We start from the raw sequence: 21,738 nt of genomic DNA, 5'->3' as shown, positions 1-21,738 counted from the left end.
GGTCGTTTATGAGACAAACCTTAAGTTATTCGGTTAATTAAACTACTGGCTGCTCAGACATGCCTTCAATCAGTATTTTAGCAACCTCAGGACGGGAGAACTCAGGCGGCGGGCAAATGCCATCGCGCAGCAATGCGCGTACCTTCGTACCCGAAAGCGTCAAATGATGCTCCTTGTCATGAGGGCAAGTTTTTGAAGTAGCCATGTTGCCGCACTCTTTGCAGAAGAAGCTGTGCTCGAAATAAAGTGGAGTAATGCCTAGATCCTCTACTGGAATCGTTTTGAGCAGATCCTGAGCTTCGTATGTTCCATAGTAGTCGCCTACACCGGCATGATCGCGTCCAACAATAAAATGCGAGCAGCCATAGTTTTTACGAACAAGAGCATGGAAGATCGCCTCACGAGGCCCAGCGTAACGCATAGCTGCCGGGAATACGCCAAGGAATACACGATCCTTCGGATAATAGTTGTCAAGCAGTGCAAGATAGCTCTTCATCCGTACATTCGCAGGAACATCGTCCGATTTCGTTTCACCAACGAGCGGATTGAGGAAAAGCGCATCAACAATTTCCATTGCTGTTTTTTGAATGTATTCATGCGCGCGGTGAACCGGATTGCGAGTTTGGAAGCCAACTACGGTTTTCCAGCCCTTTTCTGCAAATAAACGACGCGTTTCCGCTGGGTCAAAATAAAACTCGTTAAACTTCTCAGGCTGCGGACGATTCAGCACCGTAATTTCTCCGCCTACATTTATGGAAGAGCGTTCGAACAGCTTTTGAACGCCTGGGTGCTCCAAATCATCTGTCTTGAACACATTCACTGCTTCAACTTTATGGTCAACCGAATAAATGCTATCAATGCTGATAATTGCGTATGTTACGCCATCTTCACCGACTAGCGCTGCACGTTCTCCTGCGGACAGCTCTGCTGCCTTCGCTTCTTCTACAGCAAGCGTAATAGGAATGCTCCATACCGTGCCATTTGCTAGACGCATGTCTTTCACAACGGACTGGTAATCAGCTTCGTTCATAAAACCAGTAAGTGGGGAAAATGCTCCAACTGCGATCAAATCAAGGTCAGATATAGCCCAAGTGTTGATCGTAATCGATTTAAGGGTAGCAGCTTCAGCTAGTAATGCTTCACGTTGTTCGCCCGTAGCGACACGGTTAACGAGTACGCCGCCGTGCGGTAGAATTTGACTCATTGATATTGCTCCTCCTCGAGAGTGCTTATTTATGCAATCCGCATTCTGTTTTTTCTTGACCTGCCCAGCGTCCAGCGCGTGGATCTTCACCAGGCATTACTTTGCGCGTGCACTGCTCGCAACCGATGCTCGGGTAGTTTTGATCATGCAATGGGTTGTAAATAACATCATTCTCGCGAATATAGTTCCATACGTCCTCGGATGTCCAGTGAGCGATTGGATTAAATTTAACGAGCCCGAATTTTGTGTCGTACTCAATTTTTTTGGAATTCGCACGAGTAGGTGCTTGATCGCGGCGAATACCCGTAATCCAAGCATCATATTTCGAAAGAATTTGGGTTAATGGTTTAACTTTACGAATGTTGCAGCATGCGTTCGCATCGGATTTCCAAAGCTCTTCGCCAAACTGAGCAGCTTGCTCCTCAGGTGTAATTTCAGGCTTTACTTCTACGAATGGAATGCCTGGGTAGCGCTTAGCCATCAAATCACGAGTCTCATACGTCTCTTTGAAATGGTAATCCGTATCTAAATAGAAAATGTCCGTTTTCGGGCTAATTTTCTGCAGCATATCAACAAGCACAACATCTTCAGCACCAAAGCTGCATGCAAACGTAATATTTGGGAAAGTTTCTACCGCAAACGCAATAATTTCTTCCGGTGTTGCGTTTTCGAGCTCAACTTCCTTTTGTTTGATAAGCGCTTCTTTTTCAAAAAGGTTCATTTTTTTTGCCCTCCGTTTTTAATTCCTAGTAAATTGCTCTGTATAAAAATTATACGTCCAAAAAGTGAAATGTTCAATATAAGTTTTAACCAAAATGAAATAAAGTTTGAAATTTTATTGGACGCACCAAAAAACACCTTATGCGTCTTCCGATCAGCAAAGGTGTTTTTAAGGGAATAGCAGTAAAAAAATCTAAATTGGATGTAGCTTTTCTTCTATAAACAAAAAAATGCCCTCTCTGGCAAGCAGAGAAGACATTTTGAAGTATTAACGTTTCGAGAATTGTGGAGCGCGACGAGCCGCTTTAAGACCGTATTTTTTACGCTCTTTCATACGCGGATCACGAGTTAGGAAGCCAGCACGTTTTAGAGCCGGACGGAATTCAGGGTCTGCTTTAAGCAAAGCACGTGAAATACCGTGACGGATAGCGCCTGCTTGACCGGACATACCGCCGCCGTTAGCAATTACTAGTACATCGTAGTTAGACAATGTGTCAGTAAGGTTAAGCGGTTGTTTTACGATCAGCTTCAATGTTTCTAGACCAAAATATTCATTAAGGTCGCGTTTGTTAATAATGATTCGTCCTTCACCCGGCACAAGACGTACACGTGCAACAGAGTGTTTACGACGACCGGTTCCATAGTATTGCACTTGAGCCATGAAACTTGTCCTCCTCTTTATTACCCGCGAAGTTCGTAAACTTCAGGGTTTTGTGCTTGATGCGGATGTTCAGCACCTGCGTATACTTTAAGTTTAAGCTTCATTTTGTTACCAAGACGGTTCTTAGGCAACATGCCGTGTACAGCCAGTTCGATTACGCGTTCTGGCTTGTTTTTAATCATCTCTTGAGCCGGAGTGGATTTCAATCCGCCGGAGTACATGGAGTGACTGTAGTAAATTTTATCTGACATTTTCTTACCTGTCAGATGGATTTTTTCAGCGTTGATAACAACAACGAAATCGCCTGTATCAACATGTGGCGTAAATGTCGGTTTGTGTTTGCCGCGGATCAGGGCAGCAACTTCACTCGCCAAGCGGCCTAGCGTTTTGCCTTCCGCATCGACGACGAACCATTTACGATCAACTTCAGTTGATTTAGCCATATAAGTGGTACGCATGGATGATCCTCCTTAATTTCATACATTAATCGTTTTTATAACAACGTAAACGTTGATTTGTTTGTTCATTGTTGATAGCCAAGTTTGTGACAATCTCAGTCGGGGCTGTGGGTTAGCCACTTCGAAAGCACAAGTTATATTCTACTATAAAGAATAAGTAAGTGCAAGTAATTTATAGTGATTTATCCCTGTATTTCGCTGGAATATTCAACATCTATCAACATCAATCCATGCGGCATTGCCGTAGGACCAGCAAGCGAACGATTTCGCCCCTCAAGGATGTTTTTGATCTCCGATGAAGCCATCTTCCCTTCGCCAACCCATAGTAAAGTTCCCATAATGACTCGAACCATATTGTACAGAAAACCATTGCCTGTCACGTACATATGCACGATTGGGCCTTCCTGAACAAAATCTGCTTCATAGATCGTACGAATATGATGAGGCTTGGTTGAATGTATCGATGTGAAGGAAGTAAAGTCATGTTTACCTACTAGGTAGCTGAGACCCTCCCGCATCGCATCCACATCAAGCGGCGTCGGATGATGAAAGCGATATTGTCGGCCAAATACATCAGGAAACTTACCAGTATCAATCGTATAGCGATACGTTTTGCGCTTAGCGGATCTTCTTGCATGAAAATGTTCTGGCACATCGAATGCTTCAATAATGACGATATCCTTCGGCAACCGCGTATTAAGCGCAATCGCCCATCTCTCTGTGGGAATCGTAGATTCCGTATAGAAATTGAATATTTGTCCCCGCGCATGCACTCCCGCATCTGTGCGACCCGAGCCAATAATAATGGTCGTCTCGCCCGTCAGCTTCTTTATGGCCTTCTCTATTTCACCCTGAACCGTTCTGCCGTAAGGCTGCGTCTGAAAACCGTTGAAGCCTGCCCCGTCATAACTGACCTTTACGCATATATTCCTCAACCTATCCCCCCCTTTAACTATAGGGATACCTAAACGTCCAAAATTCCCTCTTGCTAAGAGAACCTAAGATGCTAAGCCTTATGGACACCTGTAGGTATCACACAAGCTCATCTATTGCCCCTGGCATGAATAACAAATCATTCTTTTCAAACAAAAAAAGGTGGCCGCAAGGGTCCACCCTTTTCATTAAAATATAAGAAGTATAGGGAGACCCTAATACTTACTTATATTTTATTGCGTTGGCAGCTCATCCCCCACGTTGGCAGGCACAAGCCGTTTACCGCTCGCGTATAAAGCTTGGACAAGGTTTAACGCTGTGGACAAGCTTATACATTTCATTTATTAGGTAACCTACGCGCGGTCAACCAATTCTAGGTAAACCATAGGCGCAGCATCGCCGCGACGGGGTCCTAGTTTTAGAATACGCGTGTAGCCGCCTGCACGCTCCGCATAGCGAGGTGCTAGATCGGAGAATAGCTTTTGAATAGCGTCTTGTGTACCATCGACAGTTTCGCGACGAACATAAGCAGCTACTTGACGACGAGCATGAAGATCACCTTGCTTAGCTTTAGTGATCAGCTTCTCAGCGATTGAACGAACTTCTTTCGCTTTAGCTTCAGTCGTTTGAATACGCTCATAAAGGAACAAGTCAGTAACGAGGTCACGGAACAAAGCTTTCCGTGCACTAGCGTCACGTCCTAATTTTTGATATGCCATCTTGTTTTCCCCTCCCTTGCTCTTAAGTCTTCACTAGTTGGTTACTACTCTTCCATGCGAAGGCCCAAACCAAGCTCTTCAAGCTTCTCTTGAACTTCCTCAAGGGATTTACGGCCCAGGTTACGGACCTTCATCATATCCTCTTCGGATTTCGTAATTAGCTCTTGAACCGTGTTGATTCCAGCGCGTTTCAAGCAGTTGTAAGAACGGACGGAAAGATCAAGTTCCTCGATCGTCATCTCTAGAACTTTCTCTTTCTTATCTTCTTCCTTCTCAACCATTATTTCAGCGTCTTTGGCTTCATCGGTCAATCCAACGAACAAGTCCAAATGCTCGGTCAAAATTTTAGCGCCGAGGCTCACAGCCTCTTCCGGTCTAATACTACCGTCAGTCCATACTTCAAGCGTTAGCTTGTCGTAGTTAGTTACTTGACCAACACGCGTATTTTCAACGCTATAATTTACACGAGTAATTGGCGTGTAAATCGAATCTACAGGAATTACACCAATCGGTTGTTCGTCTTTCTTGTTGCGATCCGCTTGCACGTAACCGCGTCCCCGATTAGCAAATACCCGCATATGGAGCCGCGCGCCGGAGGCCAAGGTTGCGATGTGAAGATCAGGGCTTAAAATCTCGACATCGCTGTCTGCTCGAATGTCGCCCGCTGTAATATTCCCTTCGCCATCCGCGTCGATTTCCAACACCTTTTCTTCATCGGAGTGGATTTTCAACGAGAGGCCCTTCAGGTTCAGAATGATTTCGGTAACATCCTCAATCACTCCGGGAACCGTAGAGAACTCGTGAAGCACTCCATCGATTTGAACCGAAGTTACTGCTGCACCCGGCAACGACGACAACAAAATTCGGCGAAGCGAATTCCCAAGCGTCGTGCCATATCCGCGTTCAAGCGGCTCGACGACGAAACGTCCGTAAGTTCCTTCATCATTCAGTTCTACGGTTTCGATTTTCGGCTTTTCGATCTCAATCACTAATAGTACCCTCCTTCAAACGTCGCTCCGTTAGCTTACGTTATTTTAAGTCAAACCTTGTAGTATGCCAAACCTTCACAACCATTATTCACAAGTTGTTGATATTTGATACCACATCAGATCCAACTATACGCGACGACGTTTCGGAGGACGGCATCCGTTATGAGGAACTGGTGTTACGTCTTTAATGAGGTTAACTTCCAATCCAGCAGCTTGAAGCGAACGAATCGCAGCTTCGCGGCCAGCGCCTGGTCCTTTTACCATCACTTCGACAGTTCTCATGCCATGCTCCATCGCAGCTTTAGCAGCTGTTTCAGCAGCCATTTGCGCTGCGAAAGGCGTGCTCTTACGTGAGCCTCTGAAGCCCATGTTGCCAGAGCTTGCCCATGAAATTGCATTGCCGTGAGGATCCGTGATCGTAACGATCGTATTGTTGAATGTCGAGCGAATGTGCGCAACGCCAGTCTCAATATTCTTCCGGTCGCGGCGTTTTGTACGAACGACTTTTTTTGGTTTAGCCATTGTCCATTATCCTCCCTTCTTATTTCTTCTTGTTAGCTACAGTCCGACGAGGACCTTTACGCGTACGTGCATTTGTCTTAGTACGTTGACCGCGAACAGGCAAGCCGCGACGGTGACGAAGTCCACGGTAGCATCCGATTTCAGTCAGACGTTTAATGTTAAGTGAAATTTCACGACGCAAGTCGCCTTCTACTTTAACAGATTTATCAATTGCTTCGCGAAGGCGAGCAAGTTCGTCTTCTGTCAAGTCACGAACACGAGTGTCGTAGCTAACTTCAGCTGTATTCAAAAGTTTTTGCGACGTTGTTTTGCCGATACCGAAAATGTATGTCAGGGCGATTTCGACGCGTTTGTCACGCGGCAAGTCTACACCAGCTATACGTGCCATAGGCTATATTCCCCTCCTTCTATCCTTGTTTTTGTTTGTGTTTCGGATTTTCACAAATCACCATAACGTTGCCTTTGCGACGAATGACTTTGCATTTTTCGCAGATCGGCTTTACCGAAGGTCTAACCTTCATTGTGATTACCTCCCGAATCTTTCGTAATAAGCCCCAAATTGAGCCTATTTACGATAGGTGATGCGCCCTTTTGATAAATCATAAGGCGATAACTGTATAACCACCTTGTCTCCTGTCAGGATGCGAATAAAGTGCATTCTGAGCTTACCGGAAACATGTGCGAGAATTTGATGACCGTTCTCCAGCTCCACCTTGAACGTGGCATTCGGCAACGGTTCAATAACCGTACCTTCGACCTCAATGATGTCTTCCTTAGCCAACCGTCATTCTCCTTTCGCATTTAAATACTTCTGAATTGCATAACGTAACTTTGCGTTGGTCACCCTGCCGGTCTCTTGCATACTGCTTGAAACCTCAGAACTAATTGCAGGCTGTAACTCGAGATGCAGAACGTTCTTTTTCTTCGGTCCATCGAATCGGCGCTTATGGCCATCGGCAATCATGACGAATCGCTCATCAACGATTGCTAGGATAACAGCATAGCTTTCCTCATCTTTACCGCGAAGTACTTTGACGAACTGACCAATCTGGGGACGAGCTTCCATCGTCATACTATGGTTGCTGCGGCAAAATGGTCAATATTTCAAAGCCGTCCTCTGTAACAGCTACTGTATGCTCGAAATGAGCACACCATGAGCCGTCTTCCGTTACAACCGTCCAATTGTCTTCGAGCGTCCGGACATATCGTTCACCGATATTAACCATTGGTTCGATTGCAAGCACCATTCCGGTCTTCAGACGAGGTCCGCGATCTGGTATGCCGTAGTTCGGTATTTGTGGTTCCTCATGGAGGTCCGCGCCGATTCCGTGCCCTACGTATTCCCGTACTACGGAGAATCCTGCATCTTCAATTACCTTTTGAATAGCATGCGAAATTGTATATAGCCTAATATCCGGTTTGACGAGCGCAAGCCCCGCATAAAGCGATGCTTCCGTCACATCGAGCAACTTCTGAACTTCAGGGGTTACAGCTCCTACCGCATAGGTCCAAGCTGAATCTCCGTGATAGCCTTCAAATTGCGCACCGATATCGATACTAATTATATCGCCTTCGTTCAACTTGCGTGACCCAGGGAAGCCGTGCACCAGCTCATCATTCACAGAAGCACAAATGCTGGAAGGGAAACCATTGTAACCTTTGAAGGAAGGAATCGCATTTTGACTCTTAATGTACGTTTCAGCGATTTGGTCAAGCTCACGAGTAGTGATGCCTGGTTTCACAGCCTGCGCCATCAATCGATGCGTTTCCGCAACAATGCGTCCTGCTTCCCTCATATAACGCAGCTCCGATTCGGATTTGCATATAATCATTACAATGAACCTCGCAAGCAGGAAACGATGTCTGATGTTACAACATCAATGTCCTTCTCGCCGTCGACTTCGCGAAGGAGACCTTTAGCACTGTAGTAATCGAGTAGAGGTGCGGTTTTGGATGTATACTCATCCAAACGAGTTCCGACCTTTTCCTCTGTATCATCAGAACGCTGATACAATTCTCCGCCGTCTTTGTCGCAGATACCTTCGACCTTAGGTGGATTAAAGATTACATGATAAGTCGTACCAGTCGTTTTCGATATGCGTCTGCCCGTCAAACGAGCAAGCAGCAAGCTGCGATCAACTTTTAAATTTACAACATGGTCAATACTGCGTCCGAGCTCCGCAAGCATAACATCAAGTGCTTCTGCTTGCTGCAGTGTGCGAGGAAACCCGTCGAGCAAGAATCCATTTTTGCAATCGGCTTGTTCAAGTCTTTCCTTTACAATGCCGTTCGTGATCTCATCGGGAACGAGCAAGCCTTGATCGACATACTCTTTCGCTTTGATTCCAAGTGCGGTTCCTTGTTTCATAGCGAGGCGGAATGCATCACCAGTGGAAATGTGGGGAATACCGAACTCTTCTACGATCCGTTCAGCTTGTGTACCTTTACCGGCACCCGGAGGGCCCATGAATAAAATGTTCATTGCTGAGTTCCTCGCTTTAAGCACAATAGGCTCGGGCGGGCTGCCGCAGAGCGCCTGTTGACGAACGCGGAAGCCCGGTCAGAACCTATTGTTATTTATTGATAAACCCTTTGTAATGGCGTTTGATCAACTGGCTCTCGATTTGCTTCATCGTATCAAGTGCAACACCGATAACGATTAGTAATGAAGTACCACCTAGCTGCACTGACTTAGGTAATCCAGCAAGTGTCCCGAAGAATACCGGAATGATTGAGATAACCGCCAAGAAAATTGCACCTGTCAACGTAATACGCGACATAACGCGTGTTAGGTAAGACGAAGTTGGCTTTCCTGGACGAATACCTGGAATATATCCGCCATTTTTCTTCATTTGATCGGCCATTTGAACCGGATTAATCTGAACGAAAGTGTAGAAGAAGGTAAACCCGATGATTAACAATACGTACAATACCATACCAAGCGGCTGGTCATAGCTCATATTCTTAATAATCCAGTCTGCCCAACCCTGAGTGGACCAAAACTGAGCAATCGTAACCGGGAACATGATGAGTGAAACCGCGAAAATGACCGGAATAACGCCTGCGCCGTTCACTTTCATCGGAATGTGCGTCGATTGTCCGCCGTACATTTTCCGTCCAACAACACGTTTTGCGTATTGAACAGGAATTTTACGAATACCTTGCTGTACGAATATAACACCGACGATGATTGCGATAATCGCAATCAGAATCAGTACCATTTTGATAATGTTCAGGAACAGTTGGTCTTGAGCACCTACGAACTGATCTTCGACGATCGTACGAATGTGTCCAGGAATACCAGCTGCGATTGCTGCAAAGATAAGAATGGAAATACCATTTCCGATTCCTTTTTCCGTAATTTGCTCACCCAGCCACATCAAGAAAGCAGTACCTGCTGTCAAGATAATAGCGATAAGCAAGTAATCAACGAATGTTGCGCCAACGATCATTTCATAACCGTATTGACGGTTAAAGCCGATCGCTGTTGCGAAACCTTGGATCATACCAAGAACAATCGTACCATAACGAGTGATTTGTGCGAGCTTACGTTTACCGTTCTCGCCTTCCTTTGCCCACTCAGCAAATTTCGGGATAACATCCATAGACAACAACTGTACGATAATCGACGCTGTAATATATGGGGTAATTCCGATTGCAAAGATAGAGAATTGGAACAAAGCACCGCCGGAAAACGTGTTAAGCAAGCCGAACAGTTCCGAACCGGCTGTATTAACTTGCTTAAACACATCTTTGTTTACATCAGGTACCGGAATAAAAGCACCGATGCGGTATATTAATAGGATGAAAAGGGTGAAGAGGATCCTTGTACGAAGATCCGCCACTTTCCAAATATTGGACACGGTCTTGAACAATTAGATCACCTCGGTTTTACCGCCGGCAGCCTGGATTTTCTCTACCGCAGATTGAGAGAACTTGTTTGCTTTAACAGTAAGTGTAACGCTAACTTCACCATTACCCAAAATTTTGATTCCTGCGAGCGGGTTCTTAACGATCCCAGTCTCGATGAGAACTTCTGGAGTGACTTCAGTACCTGCTGCAAAAGCATTTAGCTCTTCAATGTTGACAATTGCGTACTCTTTGCGGAACGGGTTGTTAAATCCGCGTTTCGGCACTCGACGATACAAAGGATTTTGTCCGCCCTCGAAACCAGGACGAACGCCGCCGCCGGAACGAGCGTTTTGACCTTTGTGACCTTTACCGGCGGTTTTACCGTTACCGGAACCGATACCGCGACCTTTGCGCTTTGGCGCTTGGGTTGAGCCCGGTGCTGGTGCTAGCTCATGCAATTTCATCGTTCGTGCACCTCCTTATTTAATTCTTAGAACAGCTATCTATTCTTGTACTTCTTCAACTTTTACCAAGTGACTAACAGTGTTAACCATGCCGCGGACAGCTGGGCTATCGTTCAAAACAACTGCTTGACGAATCTTCTTAAGACCGAAAGACTCAACCGTTGCACGTTGTTTCTCGTTGCGACCGATTAAACTGCGAACGAGGGTGATTTGCAATTTTGCCATCTTATTTCCCTCCTTAGCGTAACAGCTCTTCGACTGTTTTTCCACGAAGCTTAGCAACTTCTTCCACGCGTTTAAGACGGGAAAGACCTTCAAGCGTTGCATTAACCATATTCATGGAGTTCGAAGAACCTAGCGATTTCGTCAAGATGTCGCCGACACCAGCAAGTTCAAGAACTGCACGAACTGGGCCGCCAGCGATAACGCCAGTACCTTCTGAAGCTGGCTTCAAAAGAACTTCACCTGCACCGAAATGTCCGAGTACAAGATGGGGAATAGTCGTGCCAACGATTGGTACGTGGATCAGGTTTTTCTTAGCATCTTCAATACCTTTGCGGATTGCATCAGGTACTTCGCCTGCTTTACCGATCCCTGCGCCAACGTAGCCTTTACCGTCGCCGACTACTACTAGTGCACTAAAGCTGAAACGGCGTCCGCCTTTTACAACTTTAGATACGCGATTGATATTAACAACTTTTTCAGTCAGTTCTAACGTATTTGGATCTACACGCAAGTCGTTTAACCTCCTTATAAATAAAGTCGATTAGAATTCTAGGCCAGCTTCACGAGCTGCTGTAGCAAGTGCCTGAATTCTGCCGTGATACAAGTAACCGCCGCGATCAAATACTACTTGGGTTACACCCTTAGCTTGAGCGCGTTTCGCAATCAATTCTCCGACTTTGCTAGCTGCATCGATGTTACCACCGTTGCCAATTGCTTCAGTCAATTCTTTATCCTGTGTGGATGCAGAAACGATTGTTACTCCTGAAACATCGTCGATTAATTGAGCATACATATGCTTGGAGGAACGGAATACAGATAGACGCGGACGTGCAGCTGTACCGTTAATTTTTTTACGAACACGAAGGTGTCTTTTCAGACGAGCCTTGTTTTTGTCGCCTTTCGTAATCATACAAAGTTCACTCCTTTCTTTCAGCCTTAAGACGCTATCTTAAGCAAACGAACCGTTTGCTTATTTTTTCTTACCAGCTTTACCTTCTTTGCGGATGATGCGTTCGCCTTCATACTTGATACCTTTACCTTTATACGGTTCTGGTTCACGTACGGAACGAATTTTCGCTGCAGTTGCGCCAACTAGTTCTTTATCGATACCACGAACAGTAATCTTAGTGTTCGCAGGAACGTCGAACTCGATGCCGCTATCTGGAGTGATCTCAACTGGGTGAGAGTAACCAACGTTAAGTGTGATTTTGTCTCCAGTTTTGCTTGCACGGTAACCTACGCCAACTAGCTCCAAGTTTTTGGAGAAGCCTTCAGTAACGCCGCTCACCATGTTAGCGATGATGCTGCGAGTTGTTCCGTGCAACGAGCGATGCAATTTATTATCGGAAGGACGTTCTACTAGGATTTCAGTTTCAGTTACATTCACAACCATATCTTTGTGAATTTCACGGGAAAGTGAGCCTTTCGGTCCTTTTACAGTAATAACTGTGTTGTCCAAGCTGATTGTTACGCCGTTAGGCACTTGGATTGGTTTGCGACCAATACGGGACATTGTTACACCTCCTATCTTTGTGACTTGTTACTTACCAAACGTAGCAAACTACTTCGCCGCCAGATTTAACTTGGCGAGCTTCTTTATCAGTCATAATCCCTTTGGAAGTGGAAATAATTGCAATTCCAAGTCCACCGAGTACACGAGGGATTTCAGTTGATTGTGTATAAACGCGAAGGCCTGGTTTTGAAATACGTTTCAAGCCAGTAATAACGCGTTCTTGGTTAGGGCCGTATTTCAAGAAAATACGGATAATCCCTTGTTTGTTGTCTTCGATATATTCAGCGTCGCGGATAAAACCCTCGCGCTTCAAAATCTCAGCGATTTGCTTCTTCATTTTCGAAGCGGGCATTTCCACGGTCTCGTGACGAACGACATTCGCGTTACGAATACGCGTCAACATATCTGCAACCGGATCAGACATAACCATTGTGTTAACCTCCTTCCCAAACTAGGCTGATTACCAGCTTGCTTTTTTAACGCCAGGAATCTGGCCCTTATGTGCTAACTCACGGAAACAAATCCGGCAAACTTTAAACTTTTGCAAAACAGAATGCGGACGGCCGCAACGCTCACAGCGCGTATACGCGCGCACTTTAAATTTCGGTGTGCGTTGTTGCTTCACTTTCATCGAAGTTTTTGCCACTGGGTATTACACCTCCTAAAAGTGGATTACTTCGTAAACGGCATGCCCATTTGGGTCAGCAGTTCACGAGATTCTTCGTCCGTTTTTGCCGTCGTGACGATGACGATGTCCATACCGCGCACTTTATCGACTTTGTCGTACTCGATCTCTGGGAATATCAATTGCTCTTTCAAACCAAGCGTATAGTTACCGCGGCCATCAAAAGCTTTGTTTGATACACCGCGGAAGTCACGTACACGCGGAAGAGAAATGTTGAACAGTTTATCAAGGAAATGGTACATACGCTCACCGCGCAAAGTAACTTTAACCCCGATTGGCATGTTCTCACGAAGCTTAAAGCCTGCAATAGACTTCTTCGCACGAGTAACGACTGGTTTTTGACCGGAAATGATACGTAGTTCTTCAACAGCTACATCAAGGATTTTCGAATTGGAAACCGCTTCGCCTACCCCCATGTTGATAACTACCTTCTCAATTTTCGGCACTTGCATAACAGACGTATAGTTGAACTTCTGCATAAGAGCAGGAGTTATTTCGTTTAAGAAACGACCTTTCAATCTTGCTGCCATTGATCATGGACCTCCTTTCCTACCGTAACGATTAGTCGATTACTTCTCCGGAACGTTTCGCGATCCGAACTTTCTTGCCGTTGTCGAGCACTTTGTATCCGATACGTGTTACTTTACCGCTCTTCGGATCGATATGCATAACGTTTGATACGTGAATTGGTGCTTCTTGTTCGATAATACCGCCCTGTGGGTTAGCTTGTGATGGACGAGTATGTTTCTTAACAGTATTTACACCTTCTACAAGAACGCGATTTTCACGCGGGTATGCAGCGATAACGCGGCCCTTCTTACCTTTATCTTTACCGGTAATTACGATAACCGTATCGTCTTTTTTCACGTGCAATTTGTTGTTATGGGATTCGAGTACTTTTTTCAGCCTTGGCATGAGTTACACCTCCTGCACGCTTGTGCTTTCAAGCTTATATAGGTTGTTAGATTACTTCTGGAGCAAGCGATACGATTTTCATGAAATCTCTATCGCGAAGTTCACGGGCAACTGGTCCAAAGATACGTGTGCCACGTGGGCTTTTGTCTTCTTTAACGATAACAGCTGCGTTTTCGTCAAATGCGATGTACGAACCGTCTTTACGACGAACCGAACGTTTTGTACGAACGATAACCGCTTTAACAACGTCACCCTTTTTGACAACGCCGCCTGGTGTTGCTTGTTTTACTGAGCAAACGATCAAATCGCCGATGTGTCCAACGCGACGTCCCGTTCCACCAAGTACACGGATACACATCAATTGTTTTGCGCCAGAGTTGTCAGCAACCGCTAAGCGCGAAAATGGTTGAATCATTTCAACGTCCTCCTTTCGGAAAAATGCTCAGATACTGCATACGCTCATTAGATAATAACAGCAACTTCAACAACTTCCACAAGTCTGAAGCGCTTATCTTTCGATAGCGGACGAGTCTCCATGATTTTCACGATGTCGCCAATCTTCGCTTGGTTATTTTCATCGTGCGCCTTAAATTTTTTCGTAACTTTAATGCGTTTATGGTACAATTCGTGTTTTTTATATGTTTCAATAGCAACTACGATTGTTTTATCCATCTTGTCGCTTACCACTTTGCCAATTAACACTTTGCGGGCATTGCGTTCGCTCATGTTCTTCCTCCTTCCTTCAGCCATGATTATGCATTCATGTAAGGGATTTACTAGCTGCTAATTCCGAGTTCTCTTTCACGCAAAATCGTTTTAGCACGAGCGATTCCTTTACGCACATCACGGATCCGAGTCGGGTTATCCAATTGGCCAGTAGCCAGTTGGAAACGAAGATTGAAAAGCTCTTCTTTAAAACCAGCGACCTGTTGTTCAAGCTCAGCAGAGGTTAGGTTTCTAAATTCACTAGCTTTCATTTGCTTCACCACCCACTTCTTCACGCTTCACGAATTTAGTCTTGATTGGCAATTTATGAGCCGCAAGACGCATCGCTTCACGAGCGGTTTCTTCGGATACACCAGCAAGTTCAAACAGGATTTTACCTGGTTTAACTACGGCTACCCATTTCTCAACGTTACCTTTACCACTACCCATACGCACTTCAAGAGGCTTTTGAGTAATAGGTTTTGCAGGGAAAATCTTGATCCAAACTTTACCGCCACGTTTGATGTAGCGAGTCATAGCGATACGAGCCGCTTCAATCTGACGGTTTGTGATCCATGATGGTTCTAGAGCTTGTAGACCGAATTCACCGAATGCTACTGTAGTGCCGCCTTTAGCGCGACCCTTCATATGACCGCGTTGTTGTTTGCGGTGTTTGACACGTTTAGGTACCAACATGATTAGTTGCCTCCTTCCTGGGGAGCTTTCTTCTTAATCGGAAGGACTTCGCCGCGATAGATCCATACTTTAACGCCGATACGGCCGTATGTTGTAGCCGCTTCAGCCGTGCCATAATCGATATCTGCACGTAGTGTATGAAGTGGTACTGTTCCTTCGCTGTAGCCTTCCGAACGTGCGATTTCCGCGCCACCGAGACGACCGCTAACTGCGGTTTTGATCCCTTTAGCACCTGAACGCATGGAGCGTTGAATTGCTTGCTTCAATGCGCGACGGAAAGATACACGACGCTCAAGTTGTTGTGCAATGCTTTCAGCTACAAGAATAGCGTCAAGATCTGCATGTTTGATTTCAGAAATGTTGATGTGAACTTTTTTGCCTTTAGAAATTTTACCAAGCTCAGTACGTAGGTTTTCTACCTCAGAACCGCCTTTACCAATAACCATACCTGGTTTTGCGGTTTGAATCGTAACGTTCACGCGGTTAGCTGCACGTTCGATCTCGATGTGAGAAACTGCTGCGTCTTTCAGCTTGTTTTTCAAATATTCACGGATTTTAACGTCTTCCATAAGAAGATCGCCGAAATCTTTGCCAGCGAACCATTTGGACTCCCAATCACGGATAACACCGACCCGGAAGCCTATTGGATTTACCTTTTGACCCACACGTATTCCCTCCTTATTTTTCAGATACCACCAAGGTAATGTGGCTGGTTCTTTTATTGATCCGGCTTGCGCGACCCATCGCACGTGGACGGAAACGTTTCATCGTTGGCCCTTGGTTAACAAAGGCTTGCGAGATAACCAATTTGTTCACGTCAAGCTGGTAGTTATGCTCAGCGTTAGCAATCGCAGAGTTCAACAGCTTCTCCAAAATTGGGGATGCAGACTTAGGCGTGTGACGCAAAATCGCGATTGCTTCGCCAACTTGTTTACCGCGAATCAAATCCGCAACAAGCTGTGCTTTACGAGGTGCAATACGAATATATTTAGCGTGCGCTTTAGCTTCTGGCATGTAGGAACCTCCTCTCGTTCAGTTAGAGATGTTTAAGGGCAAATTAACGTCTGCCCGTTTTTTTGTCTTCACCGGCATGGCCTTTATACGTACGAGTTGGTGCAAATTCACCAAGCTTGTGTCCAACCATATCTTCCGTTACATATACAGGCACGTGCTTGCGTCCGTCATATACCGCAAACGTGTGACCTATGAATTGTGGGAAAATGGTCGAGCGGCGGGACCAGGTTTTGATAACGACCTTTTTCTCAGCTTCGTTCAATACCTCGACTTTTTTAAGCAGGTATCCGTCAATAAACGGACCTTTCTTTAAACTGCGACCCATTTGTGTTCCTCCCTTCAAATAAGCGGTAGCGATACTTTCGTATCACGCGGTTTTTATCAAGCAGCTATTATTTCGTGCGACGACGAATAATGTATTGGCTTGATGCTTTTTTCTTCTTACGTGTTTTGTAACCAAGAGTTGGTTTACCCCATGGTGACAACGGAGATTTACGTCCGATTGGAGCACGGCCTTCACCACCACCGTGTGGGTGATCGTTAGGGTTCATGACAACACCACGTACAGTAGGACGATTGCCTAACCAACGGTTACGGCCGGCTTTACCGATTTTCACGAGTTCGTGATCTTCGTTACCAACAGAACCAATTGTTGCACGGCAAGTGTTCAAGATACGACGAACTTCACCTGAAGACAAACGAACGGATACATAGTTTTCTTCTTTACCAAGAAGTTGAGCACTAGTACCAGCTGCACGAACAAGTTGTCCGCCTTTGCCTGGTTTCAATTCGATGTTGTGGATAACTGTACCGACAGGGATATTAACAAGCGGCATTGCATTGCCGGGTTTAATATCAGAGCCTACTCCAGATACCACTTGATCTCCAACTTTCAAACCTTTAGGAGCGATGATATATGCTTTTGCACCATCAACATAATGGATCAAAGCGATGTTGGAAGAACGGTTTGGATCATACTCGATCGTAGCTACGTTACCAACGATACCGTCTTTAGTACGTTTGAAGTCGATGATACGGTATTTACGTTTGTGTCCGCCGCCATGGTGACGAACCGTAATTTTACCTTGGTTGTTGCGTCCAGCTTTTTTGAAAAGTGGAGCAAGCAACGATTTCTCCGGTGTACTTGTCGTGATCTCTTCGAAAGTCGAGACCGACATGTTACGACGTGCAGGAGAGGTCGGTTTGTACTTTTTAATAGGCACTTTGATTTCCTCCTTTTCTAAACAGACGTTTCAAAGAATTCAAGTTCTTTGCTATCAGCGCTCAATTGAACGATGGCTTTTTTCCAATCCGGTCTGTATCCGCTATGTTTACCATAACGTTTCGGTTTACCCGCAACACGCATTGTGTTAACGCCGGTTACTTTTACTTTAAAGATTGATTCAATCGCAAGTTTGATTTCAGTTTTGTTTGAACGAAGATCAACTTCGAAAACATACTTTTTATCAACCATGTAATCGCTCGTACGTTCCGTGATAACCGGGCGCTTGATAATATCGCGTGGATTTTTCATTACGCAAGCACCTCCTGTACTTTCTCTACTGCTTCTTTAGTGATGATAAGGTTGTCATGCACCAAAACATCCAGAACATTGATGCCGTCAGCTGCAACGAACTTCACACCTGGGATGTTACGAGCAGACAATGCTACGTTATCTTCATAATTAGCCGTTACTACAAGAGCTTTGCGGCCAACTTTAAGGTTGCTTAGAATTGCTGCGAATTCTTTCGTCTTAGGAGCTGCAAATGTCAGTTGATCCAAAACGATAATCTCGTTTGCAATCACTTTCGAAGACAATGCTGATTTAATCGCTAGACGACGAACTTTCTTAGGAAGTTTGAAGCCATAAGAGCGTGGAGTAGGTCCGAAAACCACACCGCCGCCAACCCATTGCGGGGAGCGAATACTACCTTGACGAGCACGGCCAGTACCTTTTTGTTTCCAAGGTTTACGACCGCCACCACGTACTTCGGAGCGTCCTTTAGTTTTGTGATTGCCGAAGCGTTCAGATGCTTGTTGATTAACAACAGCACTGTGCAAAACGTGAACATTTGGTTGAATTCCGAAAACCGTTTCAGCCAGTTCAAGTTCGCCCACTTGCGCGCCACTCACGTTATATACTGTTACTTTTGGCATTTCCTGTTCCTCCTTTCTTTAAGATCAATTATTTCTTAACAGTTTGCTTAACTTTTACGAATCCGTTTTTCGGGCCCGGAATCGAACCTTTTATTAGAAGAACGTTACGTTCTACATCTACACGGATAACTTCAAGTTTTTGAATCGTAATTGTTTCGTGACCCATATGTCCTGGAAGGCGTTTGCCTTTCGGTACACGGTTCGCTTGGATAGAACCCATCGAACCTGGTCCACGGTGGTAACGGGAACCGTGAGACATAGGACCCGTGCTTTGTCCCCAACGTTTGATAACGCCGGCAAAGCCTTTACCTTTTGAAATACCTGTTACGTCAACGAATTCGCCTTCTGTGAATAGGTCAGCTTTAACTTCTTGGCCAACTTCATAATCACCTAGATTAATTCCGCGAATTTCACGAACGTAGCGCTTAGGTGTTGTGTTAGCTTTTTTAGCGTGACCAGCTTCTGGCTTGTTCGATCTGCTCTCCTTCTTATCGGAGAAACCGAATTGAACTGCTTCGTAGCCATCGTTTTCTTGGTCTTTCTTTTGAAGTACTACGCAAGGTCCAGCTTCGATAACCGTTACAGGAACGACATTACCTTCAGCAGTAAACACTTGAGTCATACCAAGTTTTTTTCCTAAGATACCTTTCATGTTGACACCTCATTTCCTTTCTATAATCGCATATGCTGATATTACAGTTTGATTTCGATATCTACACCGGATGGTAAATCCAGGCGCATCAACGCATCAACCGTTTGCGGCGTTGGGTTTACAATGTCGATCAAACGCTTATGAGTGCGTTGTTCGAATTGCTCCCTAGAATCCTTGTACTTGTGTACCGCACGGAGAATGGTGATGATTTGCTTTTCCGTTGGCAACGGAATCGGCCCGGATACGCCTGCACCGGAACGTTTTGCAGTTTCAACGATTTTCTCTGCGGATTGATCAAGAATCCTGTGATCGTATGCTTTCAAGCGGATACGAATCTTTTGCTTTGCCATATAAGTCCCTCCTTCTTTCGCCCAATTTATTATCGGACATACTCCGTGAGAAAACCCTGCACATGCCCCATGGCAAAGGGGCCGGGTGTGTCGGCAACCTCTCACATCATCGCAACGTCAGACCAACAGTCAATATTATACCGAATCTAATAGGCAAATGCAACATAAAGTTTCTTCTTTCTTTATAGCGTCATACAACTGCGGAAAGATCGTCAATATTGCATTGCAATCTATCCTTACATTCGCCCATTATGTCCCTTATTACAAGTATTTAGAACACTATCATTATAATAACGGACTTAATGGGCGCTATCTGATTATATACATCATCCCGATGAAAATACACCACCAAATAACGCCAACCTTCACATTTACAAAAAAAACACGCAGCGACCACATGTCGCTGCGTGTTTTCCTTCTATAATAACAGAGTTGAAGTGAAGTATCCGCAGGCTCTGATTCTACTTGTTTAGAAGGTGCAGGCAGCTATGACTTTTCTAACAGAGCTGCACACTCTCCATCCAACACTTCATATTCAGAGTTAAAACGCCCTAACCAAGTACGATACGATCATCCGCAAGTTTCTTTCCGCTTATCAACTCAAACTCACCTAGCAGTTGTTGTACGGTAAGATCCTTTTTGCGTTCTTCTGGTACATCAAGTATAATCCGGCCTTTGTCCATCATAATAAGTCGATTGCCTAGGCGTATAGCCTGCTCCATATTATGAGTAACCATAAGCGTAGTCAAATTCATCTCACGAACTAGGTTTTCCGTTAAAGTCGTAATGAGCTCCGCTCTTGAAGGATCAAGCGCTGCCGTATGTTCATCAAGCAATAAGATTTGCGGTCTTGTAAAGGTAGCCATCAATAGGCTTAACGCTTGGCGTTCTCCACCTGACAATAAACCCACCTTTGCGCCAAGTCGATTTTCGAGACCTATACCGAGGCGCTGCAGCTCTTTCTTAAAAATGGCACGTTTTGCGCGTGTTACGCCAAATGAAAAACCACGTGACTTTCCACGTGCATAAGCTATCGCCAAATTTTCTTCAATGGACATACGTGGCGCTGTTCCTGCCATCGGATCCTGAAATACTCGGCCAATCCAGCGGCTGCGCTCATATTCCGATAGATGACTTATATTGTTGCCGTCAATTCGCACTTCGCCCGCGTCCGGCTTCATCACGCCGGATATAATGTTCATTAATGTAGATTTGCCTGCTCCGTTACTACCGATAACCGTAATAAAATCGCCTGGCTTCATAATAAGATTGGCACCTACGAGCGCTGTCTTCTCATCAACGGTACCAGGATTAAACAGCTTGGACACTTTAGCGATCTCCAACATTAGCGTCCACCTCCAGGTTGAATATTATCCAAGGATGCCAGCATTTCTGCCGTTCGTCTTTTGGCTATATTCTTTTGCTTCCATGTTCTTCTTATCGTAGGTATGATCAATGCAAAAATGATGATTACTGCTGTAATAAGCTTCATATCAGAAGCATCCAACCATTCAACACGCAGTGCAAATGCATAAATAATTCGATAAATAATCGAACCAAGTATAACAGCCAAAGTTGCTCTAAAGATTGTGCGGGATCCGAATATCGCTTCACCAATAATAACGGATGCAAGACCAATAACGATCATACCAATACCCATGCTATTATCCGCATATTTATTATAATGTGCGACTAATGCACCTGAAGTGGCAACTAGTGAATTCGACAAAGCCACGCCAAAAATCGTCGTAACATCTGTATTTGCACCAAAGCTGCGAATCATGCGAGAGTTATCCCCAGTTGCGCGAAGGCTCAATCCGAGATCCGTACGGAAAAATAGATCGAGAACCAACTTAACCACAACGACAAAAATGATCATAACAACTAATGTGGATACATTACTAAATAGATTTTCCTGTCCCCTTAAGGAAACGTTTGGTTTTCCCAAAATCCTTAAATTGATTGAATAGAGTGCTATCATCATAATAATGCCTGACAATAGTCCGTTTATTTTACCCTTTGTATGGAGTAAGCCTGTACATGTACCCGCTATAGCCCCACCTGCAAATGCACATAATACAGCAATCCATGGAGCTGTTCCATTAACCGTCATAACGGTACCGATAGCTGCACCTGTAGTAAAGCTGCCATCTACCGTCAAATCCGGAAAATCAAGAATTCGAAACGTTATATATACTCCAAGTGCCATAAGCGCATACAATAATCCACTCTCTATAGCTCCCTGCATTGATACGAGCATATGACATACCTCCTTTTTCATAACAAGGGGGTGAACGAGTAGCC

Annotated in this window: 38 protein-coding genes; all 38 read right to left on the bottom strand. The window is 45.0% G+C overall.

The genetic code is table 11. The features are described 5' to 3' along the window. Window positions 1-37 precede the first annotated feature (37 nt). Window positions 38-1,204 carry a sulfate adenylyltransferase gene (gene sat, locus AC1DM9_RS31965; protein ID WP_441885667.1) on the bottom strand — a complete coding sequence of 389 codons (1,167 nt, stop codon included), beginning with the start codon at window positions 1,202-1,204 and terminating at the stop codon, window positions 38-40. A gap of 25 nt (window positions 1,205-1,229) precedes the next feature. Then, window positions 1,230-1,925: a phosphoadenylyl-sulfate reductase gene (locus tag AC1DM9_RS31960; RefSeq protein ID WP_076271416.1), complete on the bottom strand. Its 696-nt coding sequence runs from the start codon at window positions 1,923-1,925 to the stop codon at window positions 1,230-1,232. A gap of 267 nt (window positions 1,926-2,192) precedes the next feature. Then, the gene (gene rpsI / locus AC1DM9_RS31955; RefSeq protein WP_054025303.1) at window positions 2,193-2,585 is read right to left on the bottom strand and encodes a 30S ribosomal protein S9; all 393 of its coding nucleotides are present in this window, start codon (window positions 2,583-2,585) and stop codon (window positions 2,193-2,195) included. A 20-nt stretch (window positions 2,586-2,605) separates the two neighbouring features. Further along, window positions 2,606-3,043 (bottom strand): 50S ribosomal protein L13, encoded by a 438-nt coding sequence (rplM, locus tag AC1DM9_RS31950; RefSeq protein WP_054025304.1) that lies wholly within the window; start codon window positions 3,041-3,043, stop codon window positions 2,606-2,608. Window positions 3,044-3,225: 182 nt separating this feature from the next. Next, the gene (gene truA / locus AC1DM9_RS31945) at window positions 3,226-3,978 is read right to left on the bottom strand and encodes a tRNA pseudouridine(38-40) synthase TruA (protein ID WP_477584004.1); all 753 of its coding nucleotides are present in this window, start codon (window positions 3,976-3,978) and stop codon (window positions 3,226-3,228) included. A 351-nt stretch (window positions 3,979-4,329) separates the two neighbouring features. After that, window positions 4,330-4,695, bottom strand: coding sequence for a 50S ribosomal protein L17 (rplQ, locus tag AC1DM9_RS31940; RefSeq protein ID WP_076271417.1), 366 nt, complete (start codon window positions 4,693-4,695; stop codon window positions 4,330-4,332). A 44-nt stretch (window positions 4,696-4,739) separates the two neighbouring features. Beyond that, on the bottom strand, window positions 4,740-5,684 hold the full coding sequence (locus AC1DM9_RS31935; protein ID WP_053373922.1) for a DNA-directed RNA polymerase subunit alpha: 945 nt from the start codon (window positions 5,682-5,684) through the stop codon (window positions 4,740-4,742). Window positions 5,685-5,810: 126 nt separating this feature from the next. Then, window positions 5,811-6,206, bottom strand: coding sequence for a 30S ribosomal protein S11 (gene rpsK / locus AC1DM9_RS31930; RefSeq protein ID WP_054025307.1), 396 nt, complete (start codon window positions 6,204-6,206; stop codon window positions 5,811-5,813). Window positions 6,207-6,225: 19 nt separating this feature from the next. Further along, on the bottom strand, window positions 6,226-6,594 hold the full coding sequence (rpsM, locus tag AC1DM9_RS31925; protein WP_054025308.1) for a 30S ribosomal protein S13: 369 nt from the start codon (window positions 6,592-6,594) through the stop codon (window positions 6,226-6,228). A 19-nt stretch (window positions 6,595-6,613) separates the two neighbouring features. Further along, window positions 6,614-6,727 carry a 50S ribosomal protein L36 gene (gene rpmJ / locus AC1DM9_RS31920; RefSeq protein ID WP_003333770.1) on the bottom strand — a complete coding sequence of 38 codons (114 nt, stop codon included), beginning with the start codon at window positions 6,725-6,727 and terminating at the stop codon, window positions 6,614-6,616. A 44-nt stretch (window positions 6,728-6,771) separates the two neighbouring features. Further along, entirely contained in the window at window positions 6,772-6,987 is a 216-nt protein-coding gene (infA, locus tag AC1DM9_RS31915) for a translation initiation factor IF-1 (protein ID WP_053373919.1), read from the bottom strand. Between the two features lie 3 nt (window positions 6,988-6,990). After that, on the bottom strand, window positions 6,991-7,272 hold the full coding sequence (locus tag AC1DM9_RS31910) for a KOW domain-containing RNA-binding protein (RefSeq protein ID WP_144376900.1): 282 nt from the start codon (window positions 7,270-7,272) through the stop codon (window positions 6,991-6,993). A gap of 7 nt (window positions 7,273-7,279) precedes the next feature. Further along, complete coding sequence (map, locus tag AC1DM9_RS31905) at window positions 7,280-8,038, bottom strand: type I methionyl aminopeptidase (RefSeq protein WP_339205286.1); 759 nt, start codon at window positions 8,036-8,038, stop codon at window positions 7,280-7,282. Beyond that, entirely contained in the window at window positions 8,038-8,688 is a 651-nt protein-coding gene (locus AC1DM9_RS31900) for an adenylate kinase (protein WP_076271420.1), read from the bottom strand. The genes map and AC1DM9_RS31900 overlap by 1 nt, the downstream gene beginning before the upstream one ends. Before the next feature lie 91 nt (window positions 8,689-8,779). After that, entirely contained in the window at window positions 8,780-10,081 is a 1,302-nt protein-coding gene (gene secY, locus AC1DM9_RS31895) for a preprotein translocase subunit SecY (RefSeq protein ID WP_076271421.1), read from the bottom strand. Further along, window positions 10,082-10,522, bottom strand: coding sequence for a 50S ribosomal protein L15 (rplO, locus tag AC1DM9_RS31890; RefSeq protein WP_053373914.1), 441 nt, complete (start codon window positions 10,520-10,522; stop codon window positions 10,082-10,084). Window positions 10,523-10,561: 39 nt separating this feature from the next. Continuing rightward, window positions 10,562-10,747, bottom strand: a complete 186-nt coding sequence (rpmD, locus tag AC1DM9_RS31885; protein ID WP_076271422.1) for a 50S ribosomal protein L30 — start codon at window positions 10,745-10,747, stop codon at window positions 10,562-10,564. A 13-nt stretch (window positions 10,748-10,760) separates the two neighbouring features. Next, on the bottom strand, window positions 10,761-11,258 hold the full coding sequence (gene rpsE / locus AC1DM9_RS31880) for a 30S ribosomal protein S5 (RefSeq protein WP_054025314.1): 498 nt from the start codon (window positions 11,256-11,258) through the stop codon (window positions 10,761-10,763). A 30-nt stretch (window positions 11,259-11,288) separates the two neighbouring features. Next, window positions 11,289-11,657, bottom strand: coding sequence for a 50S ribosomal protein L18 (gene rplR / locus AC1DM9_RS31875; RefSeq protein WP_054025315.1), 369 nt, complete (start codon window positions 11,655-11,657; stop codon window positions 11,289-11,291). Between the two features lie 60 nt (window positions 11,658-11,717). Beyond that, window positions 11,718-12,260 (bottom strand): 50S ribosomal protein L6, encoded by a 543-nt coding sequence (rplF, locus tag AC1DM9_RS31870; protein WP_076271423.1) that lies wholly within the window; start codon window positions 12,258-12,260, stop codon window positions 11,718-11,720. A 31-nt stretch (window positions 12,261-12,291) separates the two neighbouring features. Beyond that, window positions 12,292-12,690, bottom strand: coding sequence for a 30S ribosomal protein S8 (rpsH, locus tag AC1DM9_RS31865; protein WP_053373909.1), 399 nt, complete (start codon window positions 12,688-12,690; stop codon window positions 12,292-12,294). Window positions 12,691-12,720: 30 nt separating this feature from the next. Continuing rightward, entirely contained in the window at window positions 12,721-12,906 is a 186-nt protein-coding gene (locus AC1DM9_RS31860) for a type Z 30S ribosomal protein S14 (RefSeq protein WP_054025317.1), read from the bottom strand. Window positions 12,907-12,932: 26 nt separating this feature from the next. Next, window positions 12,933-13,475, bottom strand: a complete 543-nt coding sequence (rplE, locus tag AC1DM9_RS31855) for a 50S ribosomal protein L5 (protein WP_053373908.1) — start codon at window positions 13,473-13,475, stop codon at window positions 12,933-12,935. 31 nt (window positions 13,476-13,506) lie between these two features. Continuing rightward, window positions 13,507-13,860: a 50S ribosomal protein L24 gene (gene rplX, locus AC1DM9_RS31850; RefSeq protein WP_076271424.1), complete on the bottom strand. Its 354-nt coding sequence runs from the start codon at window positions 13,858-13,860 to the stop codon at window positions 13,507-13,509. A gap of 46 nt (window positions 13,861-13,906) precedes the next feature. Then, window positions 13,907-14,275 carry a 50S ribosomal protein L14 gene (gene rplN / locus AC1DM9_RS31845; protein ID WP_076271425.1) on the bottom strand — a complete coding sequence of 123 codons (369 nt, stop codon included), beginning with the start codon at window positions 14,273-14,275 and terminating at the stop codon, window positions 13,907-13,909. A 47-nt stretch (window positions 14,276-14,322) separates the two neighbouring features. Then, on the bottom strand, window positions 14,323-14,586 hold the full coding sequence (gene rpsQ / locus AC1DM9_RS31840) for a 30S ribosomal protein S17 (protein ID WP_076271426.1): 264 nt from the start codon (window positions 14,584-14,586) through the stop codon (window positions 14,323-14,325). Window positions 14,587-14,636: 50 nt separating this feature from the next. Beyond that, window positions 14,637-14,837, bottom strand: coding sequence for a 50S ribosomal protein L29 (gene rpmC / locus AC1DM9_RS31835; protein WP_053373905.1), 201 nt, complete (start codon window positions 14,835-14,837; stop codon window positions 14,637-14,639). Beyond that, entirely contained in the window at window positions 14,827-15,261 is a 435-nt protein-coding gene (gene rplP / locus AC1DM9_RS31830) for a 50S ribosomal protein L16 (protein WP_028609647.1), read from the bottom strand. The genes rpmC and rplP overlap by 11 nt, the downstream gene beginning before the upstream one ends. A 2-nt stretch (window positions 15,262-15,263) precedes the next feature. After that, entirely contained in the window at window positions 15,264-15,926 is a 663-nt protein-coding gene (rpsC, locus tag AC1DM9_RS31825; protein ID WP_054025321.1) for a 30S ribosomal protein S3, read from the bottom strand. Window positions 15,927-15,939: 13 nt separating this feature from the next. Further along, window positions 15,940-16,275: a 50S ribosomal protein L22 gene (rplV, locus tag AC1DM9_RS31820; RefSeq protein WP_076271427.1), complete on the bottom strand. Its 336-nt coding sequence runs from the start codon at window positions 16,273-16,275 to the stop codon at window positions 15,940-15,942. A 43-nt stretch (window positions 16,276-16,318) separates the two neighbouring features. Then, window positions 16,319-16,600, bottom strand: a complete 282-nt coding sequence (rpsS, locus tag AC1DM9_RS31815) for a 30S ribosomal protein S19 (RefSeq protein WP_053373902.1) — start codon at window positions 16,598-16,600, stop codon at window positions 16,319-16,321. Window positions 16,601-16,667: 67 nt separating this feature from the next. Beyond that, window positions 16,668-17,498 (bottom strand): 50S ribosomal protein L2, encoded by an 831-nt coding sequence (gene rplB, locus AC1DM9_RS31810; RefSeq protein WP_076271428.1) that lies wholly within the window; start codon window positions 17,496-17,498, stop codon window positions 16,668-16,670. Between the two features lie 17 nt (window positions 17,499-17,515). Further along, entirely contained in the window at window positions 17,516-17,809 is a 294-nt protein-coding gene (gene rplW / locus AC1DM9_RS31805) for a 50S ribosomal protein L23 (protein ID WP_054025324.1), read from the bottom strand. Continuing rightward, the gene (rplD, locus tag AC1DM9_RS31800) at window positions 17,809-18,432 is read right to left on the bottom strand and encodes a 50S ribosomal protein L4 (protein ID WP_053373899.1); all 624 of its coding nucleotides are present in this window, start codon (window positions 18,430-18,432) and stop codon (window positions 17,809-17,811) included. The genes rplW and rplD overlap by 1 nt, the downstream gene beginning before the upstream one ends. A 28-nt stretch (window positions 18,433-18,460) precedes the next feature. Next, window positions 18,461-19,084, bottom strand: coding sequence for a 50S ribosomal protein L3 (rplC, locus tag AC1DM9_RS31795; protein ID WP_076271429.1), 624 nt, complete (start codon window positions 19,082-19,084; stop codon window positions 18,461-18,463). A 41-nt stretch (window positions 19,085-19,125) separates the two neighbouring features. Beyond that, on the bottom strand, window positions 19,126-19,434 hold the full coding sequence (gene rpsJ / locus AC1DM9_RS31790; RefSeq protein ID WP_017692074.1) for a 30S ribosomal protein S10: 309 nt from the start codon (window positions 19,432-19,434) through the stop codon (window positions 19,126-19,128). Window positions 19,435-19,985: 551 nt separating this feature from the next. Next, window positions 19,986-20,780: an ABC transporter ATP-binding protein gene (locus tag AC1DM9_RS31785; protein WP_076271430.1), complete on the bottom strand. Its 795-nt coding sequence runs from the start codon at window positions 20,778-20,780 to the stop codon at window positions 19,986-19,988. Then, window positions 20,780-21,694, bottom strand: a complete 915-nt coding sequence (locus AC1DM9_RS31780) for an ABC transporter permease (RefSeq protein WP_477584002.1) — start codon at window positions 21,692-21,694, stop codon at window positions 20,780-20,782. Before AC1DM9_RS31780 ends, AC1DM9_RS31785 begins: the two co-directional genes overlap by 1 nt. Between the last annotated feature and the right edge of the window lie 44 nt (window positions 21,695-21,738).

This window comes from Paenibacillus sp. 01T431, assembly GCF_056398625.1.
Note: the sequence above shows the minus strand (reverse complement) of the source record. Positions and strands in the feature narration are given on the sequence as shown.